This is a genomic window from Pedobacter ghigonis, from assembly GCF_903166585.1.
Lineage (GTDB): Bacteria > Bacteroidota > Bacteroidia > Sphingobacteriales > Sphingobacteriaceae > Pedobacter > Pedobacter ghigonis.
The window spans coordinates 391,455-414,602 of sequence record NZ_CAESCM010000003.1 but is presented as its reverse complement, the minus strand read 5'-3'; the positions used below and the strand labels follow the sequence as shown (position 1 = coordinate 414,602).

General features: G+C 38.0%; 19 protein-coding genes. 10 read left to right on the top strand and 9 right to left on the bottom strand.

Annotated elements, in window-relative coordinates; translation table 11 throughout:
• Positions 1-17 precede the first annotated feature (17 nt).
• The 3 genes from infC (at position 18) to rplT (ending at position 1,235) form a co-directional block, all read left to right on the top strand.
• Complete coding sequence (gene infC / locus HWV58_RS07240; RefSeq protein WP_051691975.1) at positions 18-587, top strand: translation initiation factor IF-3; 570 nt, start codon at positions 18-20, stop codon at positions 585-587.
• Positions 588-616: 29 nt separating this feature from the next.
• Positions 617-817, top strand: a complete 201-nt coding sequence (rpmI, locus tag HWV58_RS07235) for a 50S ribosomal protein L35 (protein WP_010600880.1) — start codon at positions 617-619, stop codon at positions 815-817.
• Positions 818-890: 73 nt separating this feature from the next.
• A complete protein-coding gene (gene rplT, locus HWV58_RS07230) occupies positions 891-1,235 on the top strand; it encodes a 50S ribosomal protein L20 (RefSeq protein WP_025144714.1) in 345 nt (114 codons plus the stop codon).
• Positions 1,236-1,302: 67 nt separating this feature from the next.
• Here rplT and HWV58_RS07225 read toward each other — a convergent pair whose 3' ends face one another.
• The 4 genes from HWV58_RS07225 to HWV58_RS07210 all read right to left on the bottom strand — a co-directional run bounded on the left by HWV58_RS07225 (position 1,303) and on the right by HWV58_RS07210 (position 6,425).
• Positions 1,303-1,632 (bottom strand): YegP family protein, encoded by a 330-nt coding sequence (locus tag HWV58_RS07225; protein ID WP_175633442.1) that lies wholly within the window; start codon positions 1,630-1,632, stop codon positions 1,303-1,305.
• A 444-nt stretch (positions 1,633-2,076) separates the two neighbouring features.
• Positions 2,077-3,690 (bottom strand): discoidin domain-containing protein, encoded by a 1,614-nt coding sequence (locus HWV58_RS07220; protein ID WP_175633441.1) that lies wholly within the window; start codon positions 3,688-3,690, stop codon positions 2,077-2,079.
• Between the two features lie 616 nt (positions 3,691-4,306).
• Positions 4,307-5,758 (bottom strand): DUF294 nucleotidyltransferase-like domain-containing protein, encoded by a 1,452-nt coding sequence (locus tag HWV58_RS07215; RefSeq protein ID WP_175633440.1) that lies wholly within the window; start codon positions 5,756-5,758, stop codon positions 4,307-4,309.
• Positions 5,748-6,425 (bottom strand): 3'-5' exonuclease, encoded by a 678-nt coding sequence (locus HWV58_RS07210; protein ID WP_175633439.1) that lies wholly within the window; start codon positions 6,423-6,425, stop codon positions 5,748-5,750. Before HWV58_RS07210 ends, HWV58_RS07215 begins: the two co-directional genes overlap by 11 nt.
• Before the next feature lie 177 nt (positions 6,426-6,602).
• Here HWV58_RS07210 and HWV58_RS07205 point away from each other — a divergent pair, with 177 nt between their 5' ends.
• Entirely contained in the window at positions 6,603-7,973 is a 1,371-nt protein-coding gene (locus HWV58_RS07205) for a M16 family metallopeptidase (RefSeq protein ID WP_235972677.1), read from the top strand.
• Positions 7,974-7,981: 8 nt separating this feature from the next.
• Positions 7,982-9,265, top strand: a complete 1,284-nt coding sequence (locus HWV58_RS07200; RefSeq protein ID WP_175633438.1) for a M16 family metallopeptidase — start codon at positions 7,982-7,984, stop codon at positions 9,263-9,265.
• Positions 9,266-9,364: 99 nt separating this feature from the next.
• Here HWV58_RS07200 and HWV58_RS07195 read toward each other — a convergent pair whose 3' ends face one another.
• Genes HWV58_RS07195 through HWV58_RS07185 form a run of 3 tightly spaced genes read right to left on the bottom strand, consistent with a single transcriptional unit; the run spans position 9,365 to position 13,242 of the window.
• Positions 9,365-10,102: an MIP/aquaporin family protein gene (locus HWV58_RS07195; protein WP_175633437.1), complete on the bottom strand. Its 738-nt coding sequence runs from the start codon at positions 10,100-10,102 to the stop codon at positions 9,365-9,367.
• A gap of 30 nt (positions 10,103-10,132) precedes the next feature.
• Positions 10,133-11,623 (bottom strand): glycerol kinase GlpK, encoded by a 1,491-nt coding sequence (glpK, locus tag HWV58_RS07190; protein WP_175633436.1) that lies wholly within the window; start codon positions 11,621-11,623, stop codon positions 10,133-10,135.
• A 14-nt stretch (positions 11,624-11,637) separates the two neighbouring features.
• A complete protein-coding gene (locus HWV58_RS07185; RefSeq protein WP_175633435.1) occupies positions 11,638-13,242 on the bottom strand; it encodes a glycerol-3-phosphate dehydrogenase/oxidase in 1,605 nt (534 codons plus the stop codon).
• A 194-nt stretch (positions 13,243-13,436) separates the two neighbouring features.
• On the opposite strand from HWV58_RS07185, the gene HWV58_RS07180 reads away from it, so the two are divergent.
• From HWV58_RS07180 to HWV58_RS07170, 3 genes are all read left to right on the top strand, one after another.
• Positions 13,437-14,201 (top strand): DeoR/GlpR family DNA-binding transcription regulator, encoded by a 765-nt coding sequence (locus tag HWV58_RS07180; protein WP_175633434.1) that lies wholly within the window; start codon positions 13,437-13,439, stop codon positions 14,199-14,201.
• A 44-nt stretch (positions 14,202-14,245) separates the two neighbouring features.
• The gene (locus HWV58_RS07175; protein WP_175633433.1) at positions 14,246-14,638 is read left to right on the top strand and encodes a response regulator transcription factor; all 393 of its coding nucleotides are present in this window, start codon (positions 14,246-14,248) and stop codon (positions 14,636-14,638) included.
• Between the two features lie 212 nt (positions 14,639-14,850).
• The gene (locus HWV58_RS07170) at positions 14,851-16,407 is read left to right on the top strand and encodes an FAD/NAD(P)-binding protein (RefSeq protein WP_175633432.1); all 1,557 of its coding nucleotides are present in this window, start codon (positions 14,851-14,853) and stop codon (positions 16,405-16,407) included.
• A 4-nt stretch (positions 16,408-16,411) separates the two neighbouring features.
• On the opposite strand, the gene HWV58_RS07165 is transcribed toward HWV58_RS07170, so the two are convergent.
• Positions 16,412-17,233 carry a universal stress protein gene (locus HWV58_RS07165; RefSeq protein WP_175633431.1) on the bottom strand — a complete coding sequence of 274 codons (822 nt, stop codon included), beginning with the start codon at positions 17,231-17,233 and terminating at the stop codon, positions 16,412-16,414.
• Positions 17,234-17,302: 69 nt separating this feature from the next.
• The gene (locus HWV58_RS07160; protein WP_175633430.1) at positions 17,303-18,409 is read right to left on the bottom strand and encodes a response regulator; all 1,107 of its coding nucleotides are present in this window, start codon (positions 18,407-18,409) and stop codon (positions 17,303-17,305) included.
• Positions 18,410-19,821: 1,412 nt separating this feature from the next.
• On the opposite strand from HWV58_RS07160, the gene HWV58_RS07155 reads away from it, so the two are divergent.
• Both HWV58_RS07155 and HWV58_RS07150 read left to right on the top strand, forming a co-directional pair.
• On the top strand, positions 19,822-20,583 hold the full coding sequence (locus tag HWV58_RS07155) for a polysaccharide biosynthesis/export family protein (RefSeq protein ID WP_175633429.1): 762 nt from the start codon (positions 19,822-19,824) through the stop codon (positions 20,581-20,583).
• An 18-nt stretch (positions 20,584-20,601) separates the two neighbouring features.
• A complete protein-coding gene (locus HWV58_RS07150) occupies positions 20,602-22,893 on the top strand; it encodes a GumC family protein (protein WP_175633428.1) in 2,292 nt (763 codons plus the stop codon).
• The last annotated feature ends 255 nt before the right edge of the window (positions 22,894-23,148 follow it).

Sequence of the window (23,148 nt, the reverse complement as noted above, 5' to 3'; positions counted from 1 at the left end):
ATTAAAATAGTACAAATTTGGCATTAGGAAGACCAGGATTTAACAGGGGACCACGTCCACCTTTTAAGAAAAAAGAAGCAGAGCATAACATTAATCAGTATATAAAATCGCCTGAAGTGCGTTTAGCTGGCGATAATGTTGAACCGGGGATTTATCCTTTGGCAAAAGCTTTGGCACTTGCTGATGAACTGGAATTGGATTTGGTAGAAATTTCTCCAAATGCTGTACCACCGGTTTGTAGGATTATTGATTACAGTAAATTTGTTTACGAGCAAAAGAAAAAGCAGAAAGAAATTAAAGCTAATGCCAAACAAACTGTAATTAAAGAGATCCGTTTTGGTCCTAACACCAACGATCACGATTTCCAGTTTAAATTGAAACATGCAGTAAGCTTTTTAGAGAACGGTGAGAAAGTTAGGGCTTATGTGCATTTTAAAGGTAGAGCAATTGTGTACAAAGAACAGGGAGAAATTTTATTGTTAAAATTTGCCCAGGCTTTGGAAGATGTAGGAAAAGTAGAGTTATTACCGAAGTTAGAAGGTAAACGTATGTTCCTAACTGTTGCGCCTAAAGTAGCAAAAAAATAAAAACAATTTTATAAATTAAATAACAGGTTATGCCAAAAATGAAAACCAATTCCAGTGCTAAAAAGCGTTTTTCGCTTACTGGAACAGGTAAAATCAAAAGAAACAAAGCATACAAAAGTCACATCTTAACCAAGATGAGTACTAAACGTAAACGTGCGCTTGGAAATGCAGGAATTGTAACAGATGCAGATTCAGGTAACGTAAAACGTATGCTTTGCATCGGAAAGTAATTCATTAATTTCACCAGGTATCAGGCATTAAAGTTCCTTAGTTGGACGCCGCTTACCAAAAAACAACAACAACATGCCACGTTCGGTAAACGCAGTAGCTTCGAGAAGAAGAAGAAAAAAGATCCTTAATTTAGCCAAAGGTTATTGGGGAGCAAGAAGTAAGGTTTATACTGTTGCTAAAAACACAGTAGAAAAAGGTTTGCAATATGCATACCGTGACCGTAAAGTTAAGAAAAGAGAATTCCGCGGATTGTGGATCCAACGTATCAACGCTGGTGCGCGTCAACACGGTATTTCTTACTCTCAATTAATCGGTAAACTAGCTTCAAAAGAAATCGGTTTAAACCGTAAAGTATTGGCTGATTTAGCAATGAATCACCCAGAAGCTTTCAAAGCTGTAATTGATGCAGTAAAATAGAAATTTTCGCTCAGGCGATAATCATATTTAAAAAAGGGAACCAAATGGCTCCCTTTTTTTTATGCATTTAACTCTGATCATCTGTTTCTGCATCCGAGGCATTCTTCTGAACAGATTCAATACCGTTATCTCTTGCTGCTGCGCTTTCGTACATTTCGCTCGAACCTATAATTTGTCCGTTGCTTGCCTTTAAGCTAAAATAATGCTTGCCATTGCTTGATGTTTTCTTTTCAAATTTCGAATCATCCTGAGCATTCTTTTTAACGGATTCGATTCCGTTTTCGCAATTTGCTTTCGAAGAATAACCTTCGCTGGCTAAAATAACCTGACCATTACCGGCCTTCAGATTAAACTGATACTCGCCGTTAGTCCTTTTAGTAATCACAAATTTTCCCATAGTGCTGATTTTAATTATTTGGTTAAAAAATGCTATTTACTTAAAGTTATAAAAGTTTGTAAGCAAAATCAATATCAGCGTAAGAATTAAAAGTATGTTAACGTAGGGGTTAAATGATCGAAAATCGAGATCGTCATTCCCTCGCAAGAGGGAATCTTAATGCATTATGCTTAAGATTCCCATCCAATAGCTGTAGGATGAGCACAACAGAGTGAAATTTTTAAATAGATTTCTCAACTACGTTGCACTCCGCTCGAAATGACGACACTGGAGTGGCTGTTGCTAATATTGATTTTTATCCAATAATTAAGCCCAGTATTGACAGACCCGATAGAAGAATCGTCATCTCGATCCGATAGCTATCGGATGAAGCGTAGCGAAATGGAGAGATCTTTAAATAGATCTCAACTACGCTGCACTCCGCTCGAAATGACGATAATTTTATTAGTATAATCCCAGTTCTGCTAAGCTGGCAAACTGTAAGCCATCCTGCGCCGAATTGGCTATGATTTTAAAGTATTGAAAGGTTTTGGCGCTTCCGAAATCGAAGTACTGTGGCCCATTTGCATTTTGTGCTACGTAATTGTTTACCGAAGTAAAGTTCACCCCATCTGTACTGGTTAGCAACTCAAAATTCTTAATGGCTCTGCTTAAACCACTTCTTTGGGTTAAGCTTAAACCTGTAGCCGTTTTCGAAGAACCCAAGTTAATTACCACATTATGCGGATAGGTAGTTGCAGAGCTCGACCAGCGCGAATGCCAGTAAGTGCTTGCATTTCCGTCGATTAACCTGATCGCCCTGCCATTTGTAGCCCCTTCGCCACTGGTCTCTTCCGAGCTAAAAGAAGCAATGCTCCATCCGGTTTTACTCAATTCGTTCTTAGTAGAGAAACCCAGCACCGGCAAGCCACCCGAAAAGGTATATGCATAAATCTGTTCGGTTACTGTACCGTTATCATGTACCAGTTTCACTTTCAGCTCGTAAGGAATTCCATCTGCTTTTTCCTGTAAATCGGCAATTGGCATTACTACCCTAAAACTATCGGTACCAATCTTTTTCGACTCCCAGGTGATGGCATTGTAATCTTTGTTTACGCCCGTACCTTCGTTATTTACGTTTGGATCGTTATAATACAATATACTGGTTACATTGCCTGTTGAGGTAAATTTACCCGACACCACAATCGATGCAAGACCACTATCGTAACTGGCATAAATTTTAGGAATGTTTGTCGTAACTGAACCATAATAGGTATTCGAGTTATTGTTAAAAACCTGGTTGGCGTTTAAAATAGCAGCATCTGCAGCAGTTAAAAACGTAGGACTTTTACCAAGCGTTCCGTTACCGGCCCACATTAACGCCATACCCAGCGTAGAGTTTTCAGAAACTTTTTGCCTGTTGTGTGGTAAATTTAAACCATGGCCCAGCTCGTGTACCATACCACCAAACCAAACACTGAAACGGTTACCCACGGTAGTGCTTAAACCCAGGTTGGCAATATCCATTTCTTCGTAATCAAGTGCATAGCACCATTTACCCGTACCGTAAAAAGGGCCACCACTGGGCGTACCATTAGAACCGATAGAGTACCTTGGTATAATAATTAAGGTATGATCGCTGGTTTTATCGGCTGGGTGAGCAGCAAAATATGCATTTACTTCGCTCGCTACAGCACCCGAACCTCCTGAGTAAGGATAACTGCTTTTTGGTAAGCTTCCTCTGATGGTTAGAATTTTGACGCCACCAGAACCATCATCGGCCAAACCAAAGGTTTTGTTACCATAACCATTCCGGTTCATTTCCTGTTTGTACCAGTCCTGCGTCCACAATAAAAGATCACTTAATCTTTTACGGTAACCGGCTAAGGTATCGAGGTCGTTAGGCACAAAATACACTACATTTACATTACGCGTTTGAGTAATAATGTTTGCGGTAGCCATTTTATGACTCAGGGTAGGCGTTTTTTCCTCAGGTTGTAAGGTTTCGGCCTTTTTGCAAGATAGGGCAAACAGACAGGCGGAGACAAGGCCTGCAAAAAGTAGACTGTTTTTTTTCATTAGATAATTTTTAGGTTAGGAATTTGATAATATGCAATTGGTTAATAATGCCTTGTTTAACGTGCCTACCTCAGCCACATGTCCTGATCTTCATAATACCGGAAGATCACATCATCAATATTTGCCAAACCTGGCCGCTATCTCTCAGTGTTTAATTAAAAATGAAGCGCAATAAGTTAGTTTCTGTTTGTTTTGTAATCCTTAAGTTACACACAGTAAGCATACTTCGTTAAAATAAATCAGCGCAAACGTTTGTGTTATAATTGTCTGAAATACATTTATTCGTGAAGCCTGAAAAACATAATCAGCCAGTTTTTACAGCTTTTATTTTGGATGATAAAAAATGTGATAATTATAACACGCAAACGTTTGATTGTCTAGTCAGGTTAAACTGTAAGAACATGTGGTTTTGCGGTTATATCCTGGATGTATTATTTATTAGGCTTTTAAACTTTGGTTTTGTTGCAGAAATGGTTAAATAAAAAAAGAAATTTTTAATGCAAAAAAATCAAATTATAACCACTTAAAATGTGATAAAGAGGAGGGTAACAAGAAAAAATTACCTTCAAATAATTGATGGCAATGCTAAGCAATAACCTCGAAAAGCGTTGTGATTTTAGCCCAAAGTATTGGTAAACTTCATCCTGATTCCGCTTTGAAAGTTGAGGATTATTTTAAAGATCTCGACTAAGGTTACCTTTTCAATTTTGGTCAGTGTATCGATTTCAATAAAGTTATTGGGCGCTGCCTGATGGTTAATGATTAAATTGGCCTGGTGTTTAAGCCTTAAACCCATCAAATAATAATAAGATTGCGAAAGTTCGTTAAACTGCTCTTCTGTAAATACACCGAGTTCTCTTAAGGTTTTTAAACGTTCGCCGGTATTTTCTTTCTGAAAAATCCTGTTTTGCAGGGCATAAACCCTGGCCAGATCAACAATGGGTGTCATAGCGGTTTTAATATCGAAAACCTCTTTCTTCTGTATTTTCTGTGTGCGGATATTTCTGAAATAGGTGAGTGGCGGTTCATACAGCAAGGCATTTTTAGCCAGGTAGACATAAAATTTCTCTATCGGTTTCTGCAGTTCTTCATCCACAAAAGACCTTAAGCTTTCCATGATACTTAAATCGCCATAAATTGCCCTGCAATCGAAAAAAGCTGCAAACTTTACCGCTGCTTCGGGTAAAGCTTCTTCGATCCAGTTTTTGTAATTGTATTTCCAGTGTGATAATGAATGTGTCCAGTTCGGATTGGTAGCCATGTAATCGCCATCACAATATACAAAACCAACATAATTCAACTTATCTGAAACCTGCGTAGCCAGATCGAGAAAGTAGGAGCGTACGGCCGCCCGTTTATCTTCGGGGGTATCTTCGTAAATAATGGCATTATCCTGATCGGTTTTAAGGCTCAGCTCTTTACGGCCTTCGCTGCCCAAAACCATAAAAACAAATTTTGCAGGCGGTGGCCCGAGTTTGGCAATTACATCTTCAATAATTTTGAACGAAATGGTATCGGCAATGGTAGTTACCACCTCGTTTACGATTTTGGGGTGCACCCCTCTGTTTAGCAATTGTGCAACAATATGGGGTACTTTTTGCCATTTCAACTTCAGGTCGCTGGTATTTACCGCCGATTTTACTGACTGAATAAAAACCAAAGGAGATTCGGCCTGTTCGCTTAACAACCTGTTGCGGCTCAAAAAGCCAACAAAATTACCGTTATCGTTTACGAGCAAGTAGCGCGATTTTTTACTGAACATCATCAGAATGGCCTCGTAAACATAAGCATCGGGCGTTATGGTTACAATGTTTCGGTCCATAACGGTTTCAATCGCTAAGCCTGCATTTAATTGTTTGGCAATAACCTCATCTCTTAAAGTTATATCGGTTACAAACCCCATATAACCTTGTGCTTCATCTTTAACAAATAGGCAGCTGGTTTTCTGTTCGGCCATTTTAATTGCCGCTTCAAATATTGGGGTACCTGGATCGCAACTCACTATTTTTTTAAAAGTGATATCTCCGATTCGGGCGGTATAAATGCGGTCGGCTAATTTATCTTCCATTAAAAATTCCTTTTAAAATTTTTTTGAACGAAAATGCTTTTGCTTTCTTCTTTTCGCGGTTAAAGCTATGTTGCTGACTATAAACCGATGATAAACTTATTTTTTTACTTTCTATAAGGTGGAAGAATATTTTAGCTGCACTCAGCGCATCCGATAGTGCGTTGTGCATATTCTCCGGTACCTCATTAAACAATATGGTATAAAATTTATCAAGTTTTAAATGGCTGATTACAGAATCGGTAATATACAAAGCACTGGCTTTCATGGTACAGAAAAAGGACAGCTCTTTAAAAACATCTTCTTTACCCATTCTAAACAGCTCAACATTCACCATATGATAATCGAGTTCAATAAAATGTCCTACAATTAAAGGTTTATACTTTTTAATATCGGCATAAAACCTGAGCATAATTTCTTCTTTATCTTCTCCATGTACCCGTAAGTACTCTTCACTTATATTGTGTATTTTTTGCGCAGCCTTATCTATAACAAAACCCGTATTGCTGAGATAATGGTTTTCGCGCTTCACTTCCTGATAGCTGGCATCATAAATTACCCATGCAATCTGCACAATATGCGGCCAGTTATTTTCTTTGGCATAGGAAGCCGACCAGTTTTTAGGCAGGCCGGATGTTTCAGTATCCACAATGAGGAAGTACGCTTGCAAAATGCTTGGTTAGGTTTACAGTTAAAAGCCGATGTTGACCAAAGATAATTAATAAGGCCGATAAACGATAACAATTTAAGGATATAGCCAGGCTAAAAATTATTTTCAATTTGTGAGTATATTATTTGATAAAGTAAAAGATTTGCACTTATTTGCCCAAAAAAATTAATTGAAATTATGCTCTCACGATTATTTAGCGTTATCGCATGTATGATGTGTTTGGGTTCTGCTTTTGCCCAAAAGAAGCTTGCTGAAAATATGCACTTCAAAAAGCTGCCTAACGGCCTGGAGGTATTGGTTGTTGTAGATCGTACGGTACCACTGGTTACCATAGAAATGGCATGCAGAAATGGTTCGTTTACCGAAACCGACGAATTTAACGGGTTGAGCCATTTATATGAGCACCTGTTCTTTAAGGCGAACAAAGATTATCCTGATTTTGAAAGCCTTAACGGCCGGATGAACGATCTGGATATTAACTCCAATGCCACTACCAGAGAGGAAGTAGTAAATTACTTTTTTACACTGCCTGCTGCGAATTTAAAGGCCGGCCTAAGCCTGATGAATTCTTCTATCCGCTATCCGAAATTTATTAAGGAAGACATGGCGCTCGAAAACGAAGTGGTAAATGCCGAGTTTACCCGTCACGAATCGAGTCCGATTTTTGCTTTAATGGAAGCCAATTCGCGCCATATGTGGGGTGCAAATTATTCACGGAAAAACGTAATCGGCAGCCATGAGGTAATTTTATCGGCTACTCCTTCAAAAATGGATTCGATTAAGAACAAATATTACTGGCCAAATAACTCGGTGTTGGTTATTGCCGGGGATGTAAAGGTTGATGATGCCTTTAGTTACGTTGATTATATTTTTAGCGGCTGGAAACCCTCGAAAGTAGATCCTTTTGTAAAATGGCCAATTCCAGAATTTAAACCGCTTACTAAAAACGACTATTATCTGGTAGAATCGAATAAAAGTCCGGTGCCATACATGTTGTTTAGCTGGCATGGCCCCGATACGCGTAATGATATCCCGGCAACCTATGCTGCCGATGTGTTTTCGTTTATCGTTAACCAGAACGGTTCGAAAATGAAGCAGGCTTTAATTAACTCCGGACTGGCGCAGGAAGCAGATGTAAATTATTATACGCAGAAATATACCGGACCAATAAGTTTAATGGTGAGCCCAAATCCGGCAAAGGTGAAAGAATGTTATGATGAAGTGTTGAAACAGATTTCGCTTTGGGCCAATGAAGATTATTTGTCTGATCTGCAGATTGAGCGGGCAAAAAGATTACTGTCAATCGAACAGGTTGAAAGGAGAGAAGTAACCTCTGATTATGCGCATTTACTTTCTTTTTGGTGGGCATCGGCCTCAATAGATTATTATACCCATTACGAAGAAGAGGTGAATAAGGTAACCAGAAAGGATTTGCTGGACTATGTGCGTAAATACATTAAAGATAAGCCCTACTGTGCTGGTTTAATGATGGATAATGCGAGTATGAAAACGGTAAAACCCGAAACATTTTTTAAATCGACAAATTAAGTGATCTCATGAAAAGAATTATATTTTTTATTGCCTTTGTGGCATTATTCCAATATAGCGATGCCCAAACCAAAGCGATTTCATTTGATGTTAATGGCTTGAAAGTAATTTTAAAACCCACTGAAAAAGAAACGGTTAGCATTAGCATGTTTTTTAAGGGTGGTGTAATGAATTATACTGCCGAACAAGCGGGAATAGAAAACCTGGCTTTAGCATCGGCGGCCACCTGCGGCACTAAAAATTATAGTGTGGTCGATTATCAGGAACTGGCCGATGAATACGGAATCGCTATTTCAGGTTCATCTACAACAGATTATGGCACCATCAGCATGAACTGTATTTCCAAATACCTGGATCAGGGATGGAAGCTGTTTTCGGATGCTGTGGTGAATCCGGCTTTTGATAAAACTGAATTTCAGACTACCAAAGAGCGGATGATCTCGGCTATTTACCACAGTCAGTCTGATCCCGAAACCAGGGTTGAACAAATGAGCATGGAAAGCATGTTTAAAGATTCGCCGTACAGCATTAATCCATTGGGGAATAGTAAAACGGTAGGTGGCTTTACCGCCGAAATGGTGAGTAATTATTACCATAACGAGTTGTTAAACAAAAACAAAATGTTTCTGGTTGTGGCCGGTAAGATTACCAAAGAAGCTTTGGAACAAAAAATACAGGCATCTTTTAAGGAGCTTAAAGGAAAACCTTACACACCTCCGGTTTACGATCGTAAAATGTTAACCGGCGAGCGTCTGGTAGTTGAACAAAGGGATATTGCCACCAATTACATGAGCTGCATCATGAATGCACCCACCATGAACAGTCCCGACTATCATGCTTTTGTGTTGATTATTAATGCATTAAGCGGAAGCATGAACTATGAGTTGAGAACGCGTTTAGGCTTGTCTTACGCGCCGGGTGCTACCATTAAGACACAGCAGATTCCGTATAGTTCTATGTTTGTAAGCACCACGCAACCCAAGAAAGCTTTTAAGGCTATGATTACTGTTTACAACAACATCAAAGAAGGAAAATACAGTCAGCGTTACCTCGATGCTTTGAAAAAAGACCATCGTGATGGTTACTACAGGCACCAGGAAAGTGCAAGCTCAATTGTAGAAGATTTGGGTGAGGCTGAAGTATTGGGAAGTTACACACTGGTGGAAGATATGGTGCCTAACTTTAATAAAGTAACCTTAGCAGATATGAAAGATTCTTTTACCAAATACCTGAAAGGTGCAATTTGGGTTTACCTGGGCGATGAACAGGTAGGGAAGGCTGCATTTCAGTAATGAGCGTATTTTGAAGAGGATCGTCTTTTAGCGTATAGTGGAGAAATCTGATTAAAGATCTCTCCACTATGCTTTGCTTCGGTCGAGATGACGATTGGCTTATTTGTGCATGAGCAGGTAAACTACTGCCGCTAAAGTTGAGCCGACTATTGGGCCAATTATCGGCACCCAGGCGTAGTCCCAGCCGCTGCTACCTTTACCTTTCATTGGAATCAGTGCATGAATAATCCTTGGACCTAAATCCCTGGCCGGATTGATGGCATAACCCGTAGTACCACCTAAGGCCAAACCAATTACCCAAACCAAAAATGCAACAGGTATAGCGCCAAGCGAACCTAATCCAATTGGTGTAGTATTTTCTTTGGTACCCATGCTCGCATCGGTGAAATAAAAGATTACGAATATGAGCACGAATGTGCCAATAATTTCTGAAACCAGATTGGAAGCATTATTTCTGATGGCCGGAGCAGTGGCAAATGGAGCGGCTTTTAACCCTTGATCTTCGGTAGCATCGAAATGGTCTTTATACATTACCCATACCAGAAATGAACCCACCATGGCTCCAGCTAATTGCGACAGGATATAAAAAGGTACTAAAGACCAGCTAAAACCTTTGCCTATGGCTAAACCCAAAGTAACAATAGGGTTTAAGTGTGCACCACTGTATGGCCCGGCTACTACTACACCTACAAATACGGCCAGTGCCCAGGCGGTGGTAATGGAAATCCAGCCACCATTGTTTCCTTTTGTACCTTTAAGTACAACATTGGCTACCACACCATTACCTAAAAGGATCATGAGTGCGGTGCCAATAAATTCTGCGAGATATATGTTCATACGTTAAATTTCTTAGCGAATATCTTATTTTTAATCTTCTGCGTTTACCCTGGCTGCTTTTACAGCCCTGTTCCAGCCTTTTATTCGGGCAGTATTGTCTACACCTTCCTCAGCTACAAAAGTGGTATCTATTTTCCACTGCGATCTGATTTGGTCGATGTTTTCCCAGAAACCGGTAGCTAAACCGGCCAGATAAGCTGCACCAATTGCTGTAACCTCAGTTACTTTTGGCCTGATCACTTTACAATTCAACAAATCGGCCTGGAACTGCATTAAAAGGTTATTGGCGGTAGCGCCACCATCTACACGTAGTTCGGCAATGTTTACACCGGCATCGGCTTCCATAGCTTTTAAAACATCCATGGTTTGGTAGGCAATGCTTTCAAGCGCAGCGCGTGCAATGTGCGATTTATTGGTGCCGCGGGTTAAGCCGGTAATGGTTCCGCGTGCATGTTGGTCCCAGTGTGGTGCACCTAAACCCGCAAAGGCCGGCACTACGTAAACACCATCGGTATCTTTTACTTTTTTAGCTAAAGTTTCTACATCCGCCGATTTGGAAATTAAACCCATTTCATCGCGCAGCCATTGTACTACTGCTCCACCAATAAAAATACTGCCCTCCAAAGCATATTGTACTTCACCGTTAATCTGCCAGGCAATGGTGGTTAGTAAATTATTTTCCGAAATTTTGGGTGTCGTTCCGATATTCATCAACATAAAACAGCCGGTGCCGTAGGTGTTTTTTACCATACCCACTTCGGTACACATCTGGCCAAATAAAGCCGATTGCTGATCGCCTGCAATCCCTGCAATAGGTATTTTTGCAGCCAGAATCCTACCTGCTGTTTCGCCGTATACTTCACTCGATGATTTAACTGTTGGCAGCATCTGTTTCGGAATACCAAATAGCTCCAGTAATTCATCATCCCAGCCTAAAGTGTGAATGTTGTAAATCATGGTACGCGAGGCATTGGTTACATCGGTAACGTGTTTTTCGCCTGCGGTTAATTTCCAGATCAGCCAGCTGTCAATGGTTCCGAAAGCAAGCTTACCTGCTTCGGCTTTTTCTCTGGCACCTGCTACATTTTCGAGGATCCATCTTACTTTGGTGGCCGAAAAATAGGCATCTATAATCAGTCCGGTTTTTTTCTGTATTTTACCCGATAGACCTTTGGCTTTAATTTCATCGCAGTAAGCAGAAGTGCGTCGGTCTTGCCATACAATAGCATTGTGTACTGGCATACCGGTTTCTCTATCCCAAACCACTGTTGTTTCGCGCTGGTTGGTAATCCCGATCGAGTCGATATCACTCACGGTTAGGCCGGCTTTGACAATTACTTCAGTTACAACGGCCAGTTGTGTAGACCATATTTCCATCGGATCGTGTTCCACCCAGCCTGCCTGGGGATAAATTTGCGTGAATTCGCGCTGCGCTATGGCTATAATGTCGCCATTGTGATCAAAAATAATTGCTCTCGAACTTGTGGTTCCCTGATCGAGAGACAGGATGTACTTGCTCATAATTAAGAATTTGGTTAGTGGGCTAAAGCCTTTCCGCTTTTTATATGTATTGGATAATAAATATAACCGTTGGCTAAGGTATTAAAAGTTTCAATCTGATTTGCTTCCCAGTCGGGATCAGCTGATAATTCTTGCGCAAGGAGCGAGGCCACTTTAGGCGCCATATCTTTTGCTGCCTGCGCATCAATAAATAAGATGCGCAATCTCCTGCTTAAAATATCCTCTACAGTTTCGGCCATTTCGTTCCTTGCCGACCATACTACTTCGGCACAGGTGTATGGGAAATCTTTGTGCAGTTTCTCAGCCAGATTAGGATTTTCCTGTATCAATGCCTCGATTCTATCACGGTCTGAGCCAAAAGTATCCAGGTAATGATCTCCTTTAATATCGGTGCTGCCGTGGATTTTTAAATTTTCTGTTACACATGCTTTCGCTTCGAGACCGGCGTGCGAAATGGCGAGGTCAACCGTTTCCTCAGCCATACGGCGGTAGGGGGTCCATTTACCGCCAGTAATGGTAATTAAGCCTTTTGCCGATACCATTAGTTTGTGATCGCGGCTAATTTCTTTGGTGCTGTTGCCGTTGTTGTTTGTAGGCGCAGCAAGCGGTCTTAAACCCGAAAAAACGCTGAGGATATCTGTTTCTAATGGCTTACGCTTAAAGTAACTGGTTGCGGTAGCCATAATAAAATCGACCTCTTCTTTTAAAGCTCTGGGTTCAAGACTATGTTCGTCCAAAGGGGTGTCGGTGGTGCCCACAAGTAAATGTTCGTGCCACGGAACAGCAAATAATACCCTTCCATCCGATGTTTTTGGAATCATCAGCGCAGATTCGCTGTTTAAAAAGCTTTTATCCAACACAATGTGCACCCCCTGACTCGGACGTACCAGTTTTTTTGCATTGGGGTTATTCATTTGTAAGATATCATCAACAAAAACGCCTGTGGCATTAATTATCACTTTTCCATGGTGTCTGGCTTTTTCTCCGGTGAGTACATCTTCAGTTTCAATACCTGTAACTGCGTCGCCCTCGCTTTTTAATAAAGCGGTAACTTTGGTGTAGTTTAGTAAAACAGCTCCGTTTTCTACAGCGGTTTGTGCAATATTGATGGCTAAGCGGGCATCATCAAATTTGCCGTCGTAATATCTGATGCTGCCTTTTAAGCCCTTTTCCTTGATGCCCGGCATCATGCTTAGTGTTTCTTTTTTTGAAAAGTATTTCGATTTTCCAAAACTGTATTTGCCCGAAAGCCAGTCGTATAGCGTTAATCCGGCCAGGTATTTGAGTGTAGAAAACCAATTGTAGCAGGGGATAAGGAATGCTTCTTTATCCACCAGGTGTCTGGCATTTTGCTGTAACAACCCGCGTTCTTTCAAAGCATGCCTCACCAGGGCAATATCACCCTGCGCCAGGTAGCGCACTCCTCCATGCACGAGTTTGGTACTCCTGCTTGATGTTCCTTTAGCGAAATCCGATTGCTCTACCAGTAAGGTCTTAAGTCCACGGCTGGCGGCATCTAAGGCCGTCCCCAAACCGGTAGCCCCTCCGCCAATAATAATGAGGTCCCAATTGATGTTTTCGGCAAGTATATGTTGATGTAATCTCTTCATTGGTCTCATCCTTTAATTACGAACGCTTATGTTTAATTGCTTTCGTTGTGTTTTCAAAAATAATAAAACGAAACAATACGCAATTATAAGAAATCATAATCGAAATAATATAATAAGCGGGTTAAAATTTTATTAATTATTTATATAAAATATGTTAAAGCTTGTTTTTATTGTTATTTTGCAGCGATTTAATTAGATATGCTATGATGAATTTGGCTGAGAGGCATCAGTTTATTTTAAGTCGCCTGCAACGTGATCAATACATCAACGTGGTTGATTTGTGTAAGGAACTGAAAGTCTCGTCTGTAACAATAAGAAAGGACTTAAAACTACTTGAAGATAAGAGCCTGCTTTTCAGAACACATGGTGGGGCAACTGTAAATAACCCCTACACGGTTGACAGGCCTGTGAATGAGAAAGAAAAACTGCAATCAACTGAAAAAAATAAAATAGGCATTGCTGCAGCGGGTATGTTAAACGATAACGATTCGATTGTAATCGCTTCGGGTACCACCGTACTTTATTTTGCCAAAAATATTGCCCCTGCCACAAATTTAACTGTGGTAACATCGGCTTTAAATGTTGCGCTTGAGTTAATGCGCGAGCCCAGCATAGAAGTAATTCAGCTGGGTGGTTTGCTAAGAAAAAGCTCATCATCAGTAATGGGTGCTTATGCCGAGCAGGTTTTGCAGGATTTTTATTTTAATAAACTGTTTTTAGGTGTAGATGGGATAGATCTGGATTTCGGGTTAACAACCACAAACGCTATGGAAGCCCATTTAAACAGAAAAATGATTGGCGCTTCGCAAAGAACAATTGTTCTGGCCGATTCGACCAAATTTGGCAAAAGGGGCTTTGGAAAAATATGCGGTTTGGAAGAAATTGATCACATTATAACCGATAAAGGAATTTCTGAACAAATTGTAAAACATTTAGAGGGTTTGGGTGTTACTGTTACGATCGTATAGCGAAAGCCATGCTAACGGTTAAACCAAAACATTATAATTTGAACATGGGAAAAAAACGAATACACATTTTAGAGGATGATCAGGAGATCAGAAACGTTATTGAAATTCTGCTGAGCGATGAAGGATTTGAATTACAGCTTTCATCATCATTTGCAGAGTTAAAAAAGAATATCCAGGATGCAATGCCCGATCTTTTCCTGCTTGATGTGATGCTGCCTGATGGTAACGGCGCAGAAATATGCGAAGATTTAAAAACAGATATTTTTACAAAACACATCCCGATTATTGTTATGTCGGCACAAAATAACAGTGAGCAGAAAGCTATTGATGCCTTTGCTGATGACTACATTAGCAAACCTTTTGATATTGATGATGTGTTGAAGCGTATTAATGTACAACTACAAAAAAGTGCCGATAGTAGTGTAATAAAATCATAAAATCTCGGAATTTTAAAACATATACAGTGGCCATGGCCAGTAATTATCGGAAGATTTTTCTTCCGATTTTTTTTTGTCCGCCCGGCATAGCAATTTGCTATAGGAACAACCACTTTACACCGCTGAAACCGACTTTACAATTTTTAATTTGACTTTTAATAACTGATAGAAAACGAGTATATTGTATTAGAAATTATATAGGTGTACTCCTTATGGAAATTTATGATATTGTTTTTATTGGCAGCGGGTTATCCTCGTCGGTAACCCTTTATAATATTCTTTCCAAAATCCGGAAGCATTCCTTTTTTAATAATGGAATCAACATTGCTGTAATTGAAAAGAATAATGAGTTTTGGAAGGGCATTGCTTATGGAAACCGTGCGTCGGTTCATTCTCTTACCATCAATCCTGTAAAAGATTTCTTTTTAGAAGAAGAGAAACCTGTTTTTTTTCAATGGTTAGAAAAATTCAGAAGTGGAGATCAAGGGGCAATAACAGCGCAAGAAAAAGAGGTCTTAAATAATTGGATATTATCCTGTTCTGATAAATTGGATCACGCTGATGTAGATGGCGTTTATATTCCACGTTTTTTATACGGTATATATTTGGCTCAAAAATTAGAGAATATAATTGCTGAGTGTAAAGCAGACAACCTTGCTAATATCGACCTGATTTGCGGTGAAGTTATTAATGCTGTAAAGCAAAATAAAAATCAATACACTGTTGAAATGATATCGGTGGGAGAGCGGCTTTTTATAAGTACCAATGTCTTGGTTTTAAGTACCGGCGGCCTGGATATAAGCCATATGAATGGCAACTCATCCAATCGTTTTTTAAATATTGAGGATATTTATGAGCCTTCATTAGATGCAACCCTAAATAAATTAGATGCAGCCCTTAAATTATTACCACCGCCAATTAGGAATATTTTGATCACTGGTTCTAACGCCAGCGCATCCGAAATGGTATACCTTTTAAACAAACGCAATAAGATAAATCAAGACAGTTTCAATAAGATAGTGATCTTATCAAGCAGTGGATTGCCTGACAGACTGGATGTAAATTCAGATCATGATCATATCCTTAAGCATTTAAAAGATCTCGAGGAAAAAGAAAACTATTTTGCTGATGCATTAATGGATGCCATTGAAAAAGATGTTAAAAATGCGCTTGAGAATCAGCTTTCGGCTGGAAAAATACTTTACAGTTTAAATGAAAGATTTTTTAAAATACAGAAAAAGCTGAGTGATACAGAAGCATTGAAGTTTTTTAGGACACATGGTTGGTCGTACACGCGGATTACCCGACGCACCAGTGAGGATTATTACATTGCGGAAGCTGAGCTGGTAAAAACTGGGAAACTTCATTTTTTAAAAGGCAGATTCATTAAGCTATGCGATGAACAGAACAATAACGGAGGACTAATCTTTACCTATAAAGCAACCGATACTGTTATCGAAAAGGAATATGAGGATGCTTTTCCCATCGTCATTAACTGTACAGGAGCAGAACATATTGCAAAGACATCAACCACACTGATCAAAAATCTGTTAGACACAGAGCTATTAAAAATAAACGAAAATGGCATGGGCCTTGCTGTTGATGAAAGCTTAGCAGCGAACGACAATCTCTATGTTATAGGCCCATTACTGGCAGGTATTTACACAACGAAGTATAAATTTTGGCATCTGGAAAATGCAAAAAGGTTAAATGGGCTTGCCTCTGCACTTTCAAATATTATCTTCTCAAAGATAGTACCTCAAGTATAAAAATTTATTTTTTAAAACTTAAGATCGGAATTTTTGCATAAAAGGATAACGGCTTGATATTGGATGGATGAAACATCGCATTCCAATAGGATTGTGAACGATGAATAAAAAAAACCATTAGGTCAGGTTTTATTTTTTTTACAGCAAAGTTAATATCTTCACATAATGTATTTGCAGGATTTCGCTTAACATATTTAACTTTGATTTTTCTTTCGGTTTTTTTTAGCAACCTGGTTTCTACTGCGCTAGATTTTGGAAAATTTTCTTCTGGATCAGCGATGTGTAACATACTTACTGCAGCATCCAATGGCTCAGCAAATGCAATAACTTTTTTAATTTCTTTTTGATAGTTTACCATGTTGCTGGCGTAACAAATATTGGTTAACTTTTTCACAGACTGCCTGCTGGGGATGCTGACAACGGGTACTGGTGAAGCAACGATAAGTTTGCTCGCCGTTGTACCGATAATCGCATTAGATTTTCCTCTCGTACCAATACATAAAAAATCACACTGAAATTTGGAAGTAATATTGAGAATTGAATTAACAACGTTATTTCCTGCTTTAAGATGAATTTCGATATTTAATAGTGTATGATCAGTTTTAAGCCCTTTTGATAAGAACTTATTAAGCTTATTGAGCAGAAATTCCCTTCTGCTTTTTACATAATCTTCAAACCGGTGCATACGCCATGTTTTGGGTTTCGCAACCTGGTAAACGTGAACAACAATCAGCTTACACTCATTGACTTGAGATAGGGTATAGGCGAAGTTCATTGCAGAGATTGAACTTGTCGATAAATCCGTAGCGAAAAGTATATTTCCCATAATTAATGATCCAAGCTACCGAGTTTCCTCGGGGCAGACAATGATATCTATCATAGGAATTGTTGACCATTAGCGTAAAATATGATTTACAAATTCGCAAAATACTTCAAAAAAAGGCAGCATGAATAATATATTTGAACTTCTACTTAATCCTTCATAATTAGTAATATTGATGAAATTTCCGTTTCTTTTTATCAAGCCCAGTTGCTTAAAATCAGTCAATATTCTGCTTACCGTTTCAGTAGCTGTTCCAGCTAGCCCTGCAAGTTCGTCTCTAGAAATTTCTACTTCATTAATTGGAAAAGAATTTTTATTTAATTGGATAATTATTTTTGAAAGTCTTTTTCTAACCGACTCGTATGCTAATTCAACCAACCGATCATTTTTATGTGCCAAATCACTAGATAACATCCGGATAATGTAATGGTTAAGATTGGTATCTGCTTTTAGTAAATCTAAAATTGTTTTTTTTGCTATAAAATAAACTGAAGAATATTCAACTGCTTCGGCACTTTCGCCAAGTGGACCATCTATCATTAAATAACCCAATCCGATTAAACTGTTGCTGTTGTATATGTTTGTGATCAACTGTCGGCCATCACTATTTACCTTAAAGGTTTTAATACATCCTTCTTTCAAGAAATAAATACCCTGGTTGTAATCACCTTCGGAGTATAAAACCTGCTTTTTTTTTATTCGCCTAAAATTGCTTTGCAGAATAGTTTCCTGGAGTTGATCTATGCCTTTTTCAATGAGAAATTTGTTATCAGACGATTCGGGTAACGACTGACTGGCATCAACGCGTGATTTTGATTTGATGAGTCTTGCTTCTACAGCCTTAATCAATTGATTGTCGCGAAAAGGACGAGTAATGAAATCATCAGCACCCATATCCATTCCTTTTCTAAAGTTTGTTGATTTAGCTGTGTGGCTAACAAATATAAATGGAATGTGCGCGGTTGCCGAATTCTTAGAAAGAACAGCTAACACACCAAATCCATCAATGTGTGGTATTAAAGTGTTGCATAAAATCAAGTCAGGTACTTTCGTTATAGCCTCATTTATTCCTGTATCACCATAAAGAGCGATAAGTACTTCAAATCCTGTTTTTGTTAGGATTTCTGTATAACTTGACAACAAGTCTGCATTATTTTCAATGATCAGAATTCTTTTCATTTTTAATCGGGAAATTTAATCCAAGTCAATATACCCTTTAATAGTCGTTAACTTAAGATATTGGTTGGAATTGTAATCTTCATGATGTCAATTATACGTTTTATGTAAACTTATATTTAAGGCGAATTAAGAATCTCAGCATGAAGATAACTGGATGCTATAAGCAATTGGTTATAATCTAATTTGAATAAATATTTGGAAATAGGCGTTTTAAAAGATATGACCGGTTTTAAAGATCAGGGAAATATACCCACATATCTTTTTGTAATCCTAAAAGAACTACGTTTCAACATCAGGCATCTATGCTATTGGTTGCCAAAATACCCTGGGCTTCTGGCTTCCTGTATTGAGCTTTCCGTAAAATTTTGAACCGTCTAGGAAAGGCTATAAGATATAGCGATTTTTCATTTTTACCTTACAGAAATGCAGAGTTGGAAGTGAGGTTATACGAAAGATCATTGTTCCCTCTAACACATGTTTTCTTATAGATTTAAGCTCCAAAAATGGTCTGACACGAGCTTATATAACTACACTTTTTAAGTATGCACACCAGTTTCAGGGAATGATCTTAAACAACAGTACGTTTTTTGAAGATAAAATTTACAATTAAGTAGAGTTTTTTAAAGATTTGGTTATAAATATGAATTCTATTATCCTTAAACCGGTCGAAAAAAAAGGGAGGATCTAGGGTAATTAAAAAAAAATGACAGCATAACCAATGATCACTTCTCAACGATTCCTTTTATCAATTTGAAAACCTATTTAGCCTTTCTTTAATTGGTTTATAATAAGACAGACATATAAGAAGAAAGCAAAGGCAAATCAACAAATGAGCTATTCATGCATATTTTAGGAAAGTAATAACTGTTTTCAGCTCACATTTTAAACCTTTATTCATCTGTAATAGGTATCTAACCAAAGTGTTTTAATTGACTCTATGATACTTGTGTCTGTGTATGATCGACATGATATTTTATTTGAAGATCACAAAAAGCGACCAGGGATTTCATTATTATCCAAGGTTAATAATGACAAGAGTAAAGACAATTTATTTTTCACAACTCGCTATTTTATTTTTTACATTTTTTCCAGATTTAGCAGGATTGCAAGGTGCATATCTGCCTAAAATTATTTTCGTTTAGAGAAAAGTTCGACGATTTGCGCGCTTTTTTCAGACAACTTTCAAAACTAAAATTGGTAGTGTGTATAGGAATGTAAAATGGCAAGTGTAAACTTTTTGTTTTAAAACAACCCCATTCAGGTCAATCACTAATAAAAAAGCTCGATAGCTGTAAAGCTTTACATTACTTATACATTTTAATTACCAAACTAATTAGACCCGAAAATAATGATAATTAAGTCTATACCTTAGTTTTCAACAAACAGCGATTAATGCTTCTAAAACTAAAATTATGAAACACTTATCTTTTTTATCCATCTTATGCATCGTGCTTTTATGCGGATGTGGGGGTGCAAGAAATCTGGTTTACTTTAGCGATTTGGCTAATGAAACTAACGCGAAAAAAATCGATAACCAACCAATAAAGATTCAACAAAAGGATGTACTTCGAATTAATGTAAGTAGCCAAAGTCAGGAGTCTAATGTTTTATTCGCCAACAATACAGGGGTCAATGTTTCGGCCAGCGAATTTGCTAAGGGAGCAGGACAAACCGTAAACAAAAATGGTGAAATTAATTTTCCGGTATTAGGAAATGTCAAAGTTGAGGGCTTAACAGTTGCCGAGGCACAGGACATGCTATCAATGAAATTGGTGAAGTATGTAAAAACGCCAATTGTAGATGTTCAAATTGTGAATTTCAAAGTTACAGTAATCGGAGAAGTAAACCACCCATCTAGTTTCACTATATCGGGAGATGGGATAAATTTACTAGAGGCTCTTGGAATGGCTGGGGATATGACTGTTTATGGCAAACGAAACAATGTTTTGATAATAAGAGAAGAAAACGGAAATCGAATTATGAAGAGGCTTAATCTCAATAGCAGGGATGTACTGAATTCGCCGTATTTCACATTAAAGCAGAACGATATTGTTTATGTGGAGCCAGATAAATCAAAAAGTGTAGAGTTTAGTTCGAATACCCGTACGATGCCAATAGTAATCGCTTCTTTATCAGCTGTAGCGTTATTAATCTCATCAGTTTTGAATAGATAAACCATTAAAATTAACATCATGAGATCGGTACAAAATTTAAACGGCTTAAACGATTTTACTAAAACCTTCGAAAGGTTTGCTAAAAACTGGCCATATTTTCTAATTTGCATAATTGCTTCATTAGCATTTGTTTATGGGAAAATATATCTTACCTCGCCACAGTATAAGATAAGTAGTACATTACTTATACAAGATGATAAAAATGGAGCCGCAATGTCTAACACAACGGCATTCAGCGAATTAAATATGTTTCAAACGGTGAAAACTGTTGACAATGAAATAGAAATTTTAAAATCAAGAGACTTAATCTATAAAGTTTTAAGCAAACTGAATCTGGAAACAACTTATCATAAGAAAGTGAACTATAAAACTATAGAGCTTTATGGTAAAACGCTACCAGTAAATGTTGAGGTACTTAATCTAAAAAGCAGTGCTTATGCAAGAAACATCAGTATTGCAGGTATCAGCGACTCGCTATTTAGATTTGTTGATAATCAAAAAAGTGTAGTTGTACCATATGGCTCAGTGATACAGACTCCGAATTTTTCTATAAGAGTTAATAAAGGCTTGGCCTACACGCAAGACTTTGGTGATATATCCGTTAAATTCAGAGATTTATACGCATTAACCGAGTCGTATAGTTTGGCCAATCTTAAAATATTTCCTGTAGTTAAAGATGCAAATACAGTTGTGATAAGTATAAATGATAATTTAACACAGCGGGGTGTTGATATATTAACTGAATTAATACAGGAATATGATAATCACATTAATACCAGCAAACAAGTAATTGCCCAAAATACCATTAAATTTATAGATGACAGGTTAAAATCTTTAGTTAGCGATCTGTCTGGCACAGAAAAGAACATCGAAAGCTTCAAACAACAGAATCAAATCTCTGATGTTAGTATAGATGCACAACTCAATAATTCAAGATCATCCGAATACGATCAAATGTTGTCTTCGTCAACAACTCAGTTAAACCTGATCAGATCAATAGAAAAATATTTTAATAGCAGACAAGGAGAGAGTTCATTAGCACCCAGTGCAATGGGAATCAAAGATCCGGTATTAAACGTAATGATTGCAAAGTTTAACGAATTGCAGTTAGAAAGAAACCGGATGTTGCGTACAGCAAGTGCAGAAAATCCACTGGTACTTAACTTAAATGGCCAGTTATCAAGCTTAAAAGCAAATATCCTGGAAAACCTGAATTCCATTAAAAACGGGTACGAAATTGAACGCAGTGGTATACTTGCCAATTATTCTCAATATAAGGGTAAAAGTAAAGCTGTGCCGTTTTTGGAACGTGGACTACTGGAATTAAGCCGTAAACAAAGTGTAAAATCTGGTATATATCAGTATTTAATTCAAAAACGTGAAGAAACTGCCTTGTCTTTATCTACTACAGTGCCTACATTTCAGATTATTGATAAGCCTGCTTACAACACTATACCAGAATCGCCAAAAACCAATGTACTTTATTTATGTGGTTTCTTATTCGGTTGCTTTGTACCGGCAAGTATCATATATGTGAGAGGTTTCTTTAATAATACGGTAAAAGATGCAAGAAGTATTGAGTTAACCGGAGCAAAAATGTTGGGTGAACTTTCTCATAATCTTGATAAACAAACAAACGTTTTTCAACGCGATAACCGCTCTACTATATCAGAACTGTTTAGATACATTAGAATGAACCTTGGTTTCATGACCAGAGAAGGCAGTAATAAGGTGATTTTAGTAACCTCTAGTATGAAAGGAGAGGGCAAGACATTTTTTAGTATCAATTTGGCAACTACTTTAGGTATGCTGGATAAAAAAGTTGTCATCCTTGAATTTGACTTAAGGAGACCGGCACTATTGAATAATCTAAAGCTATCCTCAGCAGTAGGATTGTCAGATTACTTAACAAATGAAAAAATTAGTCTTGAGGACATTATTCAACCCGTTACAGCAAGCGAAAATGTAAGTGTTATTGGTTGCGGTGAAATCCCTCAATCGCCGGCTGAGGTAATGATGAGTGAAAGAGTAGGTGAACTTATCGATACTTTAAAAGATCGGTTTGATTATATAATTATCGACACCTCACCCGTAGGCCAGGTAGCAGATGCTTTTAGTTTGGCCTCTTATGTTGATGTAAGTATTTATCTGGTGAGGTATAATTATACCAAAAATTATCAGCTATCCATCTTAAAAGATATTAGTGAGGAAAATAAACTTAAAAATCTATTAGTGGTTTTTAATGATGCCAAACGGGATAAAAATCAGAAATATAACTATAGTGGTTATGGCTATGCCATGACAAATTAGACAATATTTTAATAGGCCAATCAAACTTATTGTTTGTGAGGTCCAATAAATCTAGTTGAATAAAAAAATAGTAACACCGAATAAACCATACTGTGATTACGGGTAGGTAAAACTAACCACCGAAATCGAATAACTACCAGATTAATAATACCAAGTTACGAATACCAGTTAGTACCAGATTACCAATACCAATCAATACCAGATTACCAATTAAGTTTCCCGCCCCAAAAAAAATGTTGCTGTAAGTGATATGGC